The organism is Providencia sp. PROV267 (assembly GCF_028477825.1).
Lineage (GTDB): Bacteria > Pseudomonadota > Gammaproteobacteria > Enterobacterales > Enterobacteriaceae > Providencia > Providencia stuartii.
The window spans coordinates 1-6,567 of the sequence record NZ_JAMPLX010000028.1; the positions used below are offsets into that span (position 1 = coordinate 1).

The 6,567-nt window shown below is 35.5% G+C and carries 11 protein-coding genes and 5 pseudogenes; 15 read left to right on the forward strand and 1 reads right to left on the reverse strand.

From position 1 onward, the window contains the following. Window positions 1-141, reverse strand: a 141-nt coding sequence (locus PR709_RS18225; RefSeq protein ID WP_272571091.1) for a transposase, incomplete at its 3' end; no start/stop codon positions are given. A 243-nt stretch (window positions 142-384) separates the two neighbouring features. Here PR709_RS18225 and PR709_RS18230 point away from each other — a divergent pair. The 15 genes and pseudogenes from PR709_RS18230 to PR709_RS18295 form a co-directional block, all read left to right on the forward strand. Then, window positions 385-918, forward strand: a complete 534-nt coding sequence (locus PR709_RS18230; RefSeq protein ID WP_104873613.1) for a hypothetical protein — start codon at window positions 385-387, stop codon at window positions 916-918. A 99-nt stretch (window positions 919-1,017) separates the two neighbouring features. Next, window positions 1,018-1,194 (forward strand): annotated as a pseudogene (locus PR709_RS18235) (IS3-like element ISSde8 family transposase); the annotation flags it as partial. Window positions 1,195-1,263: 69 nt separating this feature from the next. Next, window positions 1,264-1,644, forward strand: a complete 381-nt coding sequence (locus PR709_RS18240) for a hypothetical protein (RefSeq protein WP_104872917.1) — start codon at window positions 1,264-1,266, stop codon at window positions 1,642-1,644. Continuing rightward, entirely contained in the window at window positions 1,631-1,912 is a 282-nt protein-coding gene (locus PR709_RS18245; RefSeq protein WP_272571088.1) for a hypothetical protein, read from the forward strand. The genes PR709_RS18240 and PR709_RS18245 overlap by 14 nt, the downstream gene beginning before the upstream one ends. Window positions 1,913-1,942: 30 nt before the next feature. Beyond that, window positions 1,943-2,023 (forward strand): annotated as a pseudogene (locus PR709_RS18250) (RHS domain-containing protein); the annotation flags it as partial. Window positions 2,024-2,071: 48 nt separating this feature from the next. Next, window positions 2,072-2,362, forward strand: coding sequence for an RHS repeat-associated core domain-containing protein (locus tag PR709_RS18255; RefSeq protein ID WP_272571092.1), 291 nt, complete (start codon window positions 2,072-2,074; stop codon window positions 2,360-2,362). Window positions 2,363-2,410: 48 nt separating this feature from the next. Further along, window positions 2,411-2,626, forward strand: a complete 216-nt coding sequence (locus PR709_RS18260; protein WP_163761952.1) for a hypothetical protein — start codon at window positions 2,411-2,413, stop codon at window positions 2,624-2,626. A gap of 45 nt (window positions 2,627-2,671) precedes the next feature. Next, on the forward strand, window positions 2,672-3,100 hold the full coding sequence (locus PR709_RS18265; protein ID WP_004916875.1) for a hypothetical protein: 429 nt from the start codon (window positions 2,672-2,674) through the stop codon (window positions 3,098-3,100). 177 nt (window positions 3,101-3,277) lie between these two features. Continuing rightward, window positions 3,278-3,661, forward strand: a pseudogene (locus tag PR709_RS19655) (RHS repeat domain-containing protein); the annotation flags it as partial. Window positions 3,662-3,981: 320 nt separating this feature from the next. Continuing rightward, the gene (locus tag PR709_RS18275; RefSeq protein ID WP_004917071.1) at window positions 3,982-4,275 is read left to right on the forward strand and encodes a hypothetical protein; all 294 of its coding nucleotides are present in this window, start codon (window positions 3,982-3,984) and stop codon (window positions 4,273-4,275) included. A 190-nt stretch (window positions 4,276-4,465) separates the two neighbouring features. Further along, window positions 4,466-4,810, forward strand: a pseudogene (locus PR709_RS18280) (RHS repeat domain-containing protein); the annotation flags it as partial. A gap of 145 nt (window positions 4,811-4,955) precedes the next feature. After that, window positions 4,956-5,177 carry a nucleic acid/nucleotide deaminase domain-containing protein gene (locus PR709_RS19660; RefSeq protein WP_141173536.1) on the forward strand — a complete coding sequence of 74 codons (222 nt, stop codon included), beginning with the start codon at window positions 4,956-4,958 and terminating at the stop codon, window positions 5,175-5,177. 44 nt (window positions 5,178-5,221) lie between these two features. Continuing rightward, window positions 5,222-5,701 (forward strand): hypothetical protein, encoded by a 480-nt coding sequence (locus tag PR709_RS18285; RefSeq protein WP_272571089.1) that lies wholly within the window; start codon window positions 5,222-5,224, stop codon window positions 5,699-5,701. Window positions 5,702-5,999: 298 nt separating this feature from the next. Further along, on the forward strand, window positions 6,000-6,308 hold the full coding sequence (locus tag PR709_RS18290; RefSeq protein WP_148493797.1) for a hypothetical protein: 309 nt from the start codon (window positions 6,000-6,002) through the stop codon (window positions 6,306-6,308). A 36-nt stretch (window positions 6,309-6,344) separates the two neighbouring features. Continuing rightward, window positions 6,345-6,567 (forward strand): annotated as a pseudogene (locus PR709_RS18295) (RHS repeat domain-containing protein); the annotation flags it as partial.

Consider the following 6,567-nt stretch of genomic DNA (forward strand, 5'->3'; position numbering starts at 1 on the left):
GCCGCCATACTTTGATTTCCAATTATAATAGGTGGCGTTACTAATCCCATTTTGGCGGCAAATATCGTCCACTTTCATACCAGAATCAGCAAGTTTTAAAATATTAACGATCTGAGTTTCAGTAAAACGGGCTTTTTTCATTATGACCTCTGCAATTTTTAGGACAGAAAATCTAATTATCGCTGTCTTATTTTAAGGGAAGTGGACAGCATGCAATATATAATGAAATGATGAAGTCAAAACTAGATGCTTTGGAGAGAGTTGCAAATAAAGAAAAATGGGATTATCGACGAATACAAAGTGAAGTATTGAACCTACAGCATGAGGCTCGTAAAGGATTCAAAACAGGAAAACTTACATGTGCTTGATTACGAGGATAAGGGCATGAATATCTATACTATTAGTAGTAGCTTCTCATTGGGAAATGGAGTTATTGACTTCTCAGACCCAAAGTCAAGATTATCAAGCTTTTTCATTTGGAATGAAGGGGATGATAAGTTTCTCTCATATTCACTACCAAAAGGTAAAGTACAAAGTACTATGCGGAGTGATAAACTGATGGTTTCAGATTATTTTCCTGCCAATATCGGAGTCCCAGTTTTTTCACAGAGAGCGGTATCTATATTTGAGCGTAGAATTGCATCTGAAATGTCCTTCTATAAATGTACTGTGGAAAATGCTAGTGAAACGATGTCTTTATGTAAGGTAAACAATTACCTTCCAATTATTGACGAGGAAAGAATAACGTTTAGGGAACTTATTGATGGCACTAAACTAATCGATATTCCTGCCTATAAATGTGATAAAGATTTCTTTATAGCGAGAGATAGTGTCTTTTGTGAGCAAATGATTGTCTCTCAACTATTTGTCGATTTATGTAATGAAGAAGGGTTGAATATTGAATTTTCACAATGTTAATGAAGTGTCTGGTTTCTAATGGAAAATATTTTTGGGATGGTCTAATAAAACTGTAGAGATTTATAGCTTATAATTAAGCAAAATCGTATAGGTATAAATATAACCCGAAAAGTAAAAGTGACCTTTAGTGCAAAGCAAAAACTGGAATATGCAAAACTCATGGTTGAAGGGGGATATAGCAATATTCAAGTTGAACAAATATCTGGGGCGGGCAAATCTGCTGTGTCGCGATGGAAGCAACAATACCTTGCTGAGTTAAATTGGGAAGGAGCAGAAAAACAGACTTTGAATGTCACACCTAAAAAACAAACACCAACAACTTCAAAAAAATGCTAAGATAAAATTATGGATAATATATATACTTTTAAAGCCTCCATTGTTAATTGCTATACAGAGAATGACGTTGTTGTTATTGGCGTAGGAGATGACCCTACAAGCCCACAAAATAATCTGATCTTATCAAGATTTGATGATGGGGAGGTTGATGATTCAATTGGCATTCAAACTAGTCTTTCAGAAAGAGAGTATTCTAATGCTATTGATAAAATCATTTTAAGAAAATACACCCTAAAAATTGAAATAAAAACTGACAAAATAAAGGATGTTGGGTTTTCAAATATTTTAGTGTATTTAAATGCTGAACACTTTAACTATAGAACATTGAAAGAATATATAGATACTATTTTCCATGGTAGTTCTGCAAAAGTAATTATTGAGTCTTATTGAAGAAATAGAACAAGAGGTTTTACTTTGTGGTAAAACCCTCAAGTTCAATTTCCACAAACAACGACTGTATCACTACGATGCACCGGGTAGCCGCATTCATAAAGTGGTTGAGTCACGGGCTTACGGCAAAGTAGAACGACATGAAACCCATTTTGTCTTGCAAGGACTACGATTACTGCAAGAGCAGGATATCAATACCGGTAAATACCAAACCTATTGCTACGAAGAGCACGGCAGTTATACCCCACTCGCCCTTATTGTGAAGTAATCCAGTGGATACCACTATTACTGGCATCACTGCGACATTAACTGTGCCTCACTCGACGTCACCAACGAACAAGGCAATACGGTGTGGTCAGGGAAATATGAACGTTTTGGTTTTGTTCGCAATAGCCCATTAAGTTTCTACTCCGACCCAGATCGCAAGATGGAGTCCTTTGAGCAGAACTTACGCTATGCTGGACAGTATTTTGACACTGAAACAGGATTACATTTTAATACCTTCAGATTCTATGACCCACAGATAGGCCGTTTTATCATGTCCGACCCAATTGGGTTATTGGGTGGGATAAATCTGTATCAGTATGCACCTAATCCATTGGGATGGATTGACCCTTGGGGCTGGGAAATTGTCAGGGTTTATCACTACACAAGTAGTGATGGATATAAAGGGATTATGGGTACTGGTTCTATAAATATGAGTGACCCAGGAGCTTGAGGTAAAGGAGCCATATCTGGAAAACCTAATGCAGTATATGTGACAACAATGTCGCCTGAAGAACTGAATGCATCAAAAGCTAGAGGGCAAATGGGACTAACTAATGCAAAGAGTACACATTATATCTCTTTTGAAATAGATAGTAGCAAGATCCAACGAGTTGACAGGCAGGATGGAGTGAAACGTCTTTTCATACAAGAAAATATAAATCTTCGCGATCCTAATAATAAAATAAAAAGTGGTGTTACACATGGTCGCTGTTAGCTGAATCAATGACATTCATCAAAATTTGTAGCATAGGAGAATTTTATGTCTGAATGGACAGGCGAATTATATGGATTTTATACGAACAAACCAACGAAAAGTGTTTTTTCTTTTTTTAAAAATGAAATCCTTAAAATAGATTATCAGTACGAATATAATTCATACAACGATGAAGAATCGCTATTTTTTTATAAAGATAAAAACATGTTACGTCATCATGAAGATATTGGCTATAACCTTGATCTTGATAATAAAGGATGTTTTTGTATAGAAGCAAAGATAGTTAATTTACATGGAATAGCTACATTGTTTGAGTTTGAATCTGAATCAAATTTTGAACCATATGATATAAATTTACAGTTAGATGATATTTTCTATTATGTTTTGATTTTACCTGACTTCATTGAAAACTCTCAGTTTTGTTCAGACATACACCGTCTTTTTGTTAATACTCTCGCAAAGATACGCTTATAAGAATAAGGCTCAGGATGTATTTTGACATAAAAATCCCCCTAGTAATTGATTATCCAACTATTGGGGTAACTTCAAAAGGATATTTTTAAATTACGGTAAAACGAACTGTTTGAAAAGTTGGCGATAGAGTTAATATCAAGTTACGTTACGAAAAGTACGGCAGCGCAGCTATCCTCCCTCGCCGTTATTGTGAAGCAATCCAGTGGATACCACTATTACTGGCATCACTGCGATATTAACAGTGCACCACTCGATGTCACCAACGAACAAGGCAATACGGTGTGGTCAGGGAAATATGAACGTTTTGGTTTTGTTCGCAGTAGCCCATTAAGTTTCTACTCCGACCCAGATCGCAAAATGGAGTCCTTTGAGCAGAACTTACGCTATGCTGGACAATATTTTGACAATGAAACCGGATTACATTTTAATACCTTTAGATTCTACGACCCACAAATAGGCCGTTTTATCATGCCTGACCCGATTGGGTTACTGGGTGGAATGAATCTGTATGCTTATGCGCCTAATCCGATGTCATGGGTGGATCCTTTCGGATTAATGACCTTATACCGAGGCATGAATATTAGCGAATATGAGAGCTTGATGAAAACTGGCACTTGGACTTCACCACCGAATGCATTAGAAGGTAAATGGTTTGCTACAACATATGACAATGCTGTTATTTGGGGTAACAAAATGGGGCATGGAGGTGATACATTTAAAGTTGTACAAATAAATGTACCAGATGAAATTGCTAAAAAATGGCATTTTGACCCTCATTTAGATAGTATTGGTCCAGCTAGATTTGCCACATTAGATGATCTTAATAATTCTAATGTGAAAATAACTTGGAGTAAAAATGTTACAGCGAAAGGAAACCAAAGATGCATTTAGTAAAAATAAAATGGGTACAAAAAAAAGATGGCGGTCGAACAAGACCTCCAGATGTAGGTCGATATTATGCTGTATCAAGATTCCCCGAAGATACTACTTGGCAAAATAATGCTTGGAGTGTAGTTTTTGATATACATTCCACAAAATCAGAAAATAATGAATTTATAAGTGAGGCTAGTGTTGATTTCTTAATGGATAACGCACCGAAAGAACGCATGGAACAACATAGTACTTTTGATATATACGAAGGACCCAAAAAAGTAGCCACCGTTTTTTTAAAATAATATATGATTACGTTACCTGAGTTACAGTGACCATTGCTTAGCTAACCTGAGTTCGGGATAAGAAAAACAGTGAACTAAAAGTGGATTCTGTGAGCAGATCTTTCTACCCAAAAGTGACTGTTCACTAAGAAACCTGCTATGCATAAAAATCGGGGAGCAGGTAAACTGTATCGAGATAAACCTGAAACCCTATTGCTACGAAGAACACGCCAGCTATTATATCCCACTCGACGTCACCAACGAACAAGGCAATACGGTGTGGTCAGGGAAATATGAACGTTTTGGTTTTGTTCGCAGTAGTCCATTAAGTTTCTACTCCGACCCAGATCGCAAGATGGAGTCCTTCGAGCAAAATCTACGCTATGCTGGACAATATTTTGACAATGAAACCGGATTACATTTTAATACGTTCAGATTCTACGACCCACAGATAGGCCGATTTATCATGCCTGACCCAATTGGGTTATTGGGTGGGATGAATCTGTATCAGTATGCAGTAAACCCAATGAAACTGATTGATCCTTTGGGACTAGCTGTAGAACAAATACCTTATGGTGAAGGGTTAAGCCAAAGTGTAATAGACCAGCGTATTTTAGACGGTAATTTTAATGCCAAAGGAACAAACTATGCGGCTATAAGCTACACGAAAGACGGAAAAAATTATATAGATGTAGTAAAAAATGATCCTGGTTTTTTTACACTCTGAAGAGAAATTAATAGCTAAGTATGCGAATAAGCCAGGGATTACCATTAACGAGTTTTTTTCGGAAAGGCACCCTTGCACTAGTTGCAATCCGCTTGTGAATAAATATTCACCAAAAAATACTTATAGCTTTAATTACAGTTCTTCAGGCAGAAAAGATTTACAACATAATCTAAATAATATCAAAAAAACATGTTAGGTGAAATATGCCATATCTTACAGAAACATTAGAATCTAAGTTGATTGATATTAAAAATATCATTCATTATCAAAAAAAAAATAAAAGATTTAGAGGATAAAGTAGATTTACTTCCTTCTTATACAAATTATAACTTTAAATTTTACAAACCAACTTATTTTTTAACACATTCAAATGAAAATTACATTATATTTGGTGAGGACTTAAGTGGTTATTTTTGTTTTAAAGAAATTGACGGGAAAATATTTTATGCATACTCCCCAAATGAAAATGTAAAAATATTATTTTGTAATAGTAATATTAAACTATTTGTATCTTTTTATAATGTATTTTTAAATCAAGTCGTAACTAACTATTCAGTTGATAAAGAATTTGATCCTGAACGAATCAATTTATTTTATAATGAGATTGATTTTGATGCTATGAAAGATGAAGAATATTATTGGGTTACAAAAATCTATGAACTAGAAGAAGTTTTTTTCCCCTTAAATGATGAAAGAGTCAGTTTTTATAAATCATTATAATATTGGTAATACCATCATTTTACTTATCATTGTGATAGTAACAGTGCCCCACTCGACCTCACCAACTAACAAGGTAACACAACTGTAATGTGAGGTGAAAAAACGGGGCATGGTGGTGATTTCCGTGTCATTCAATTCAATGTACCTGATAATATAACTGATGCTGCTTATAAAACCCCTCGATTGGATGGAATATGAAAAGCTAGATTTATAGAAAATACAGTCCTCAATGAGGAAAAAATTAAACCTAAATGGAGTAAATACATACATCAACCAACTTGCTAAAATAGAGGGGAAAATGGAAACTTCAAAAAAAAATGTCAAGATTCACTGGACACCAGTGCAACAAGGTGGAAAAAAATCACTCCCCCTGAATTTAAAATATTATGTAATCACTGAACCAATGAGAGGTAAAAGTGGTGATATATCATCTTGGTCAGTAGTGCTAAATATTAAAAGTAATGAACAGGTCGATTCCTACCAAAGAATAGGTTTAGGTGAAGCCTATTTTTTAATGGAAGATGCACCTAGTTTTTTACTCAATTCCGGATTTATAATAAATATTTATGAAGGGCCTAAACTAGTTGGTACAGTTGAAGTTCTATAATCTATCGTATTAATTACTAGTTCCTAATAACGCACTGTGAATGGACATGATGATGCACTCGGTCGCCTTATTCATAAGGTGGTTGGATCACAGGCTCACGGCAAACCAACACGACACGAAACCCATTTTGTCTGGCAAGGACTACGGTTACTGCAAGAGCAGGATATCAATACCAGTAAACACCAAACCTATTGCTACGAAGAACACGGCAGCTATACCCCCCTCGCCGTTATCGTGAAGCAACCCAGTGGATACCACT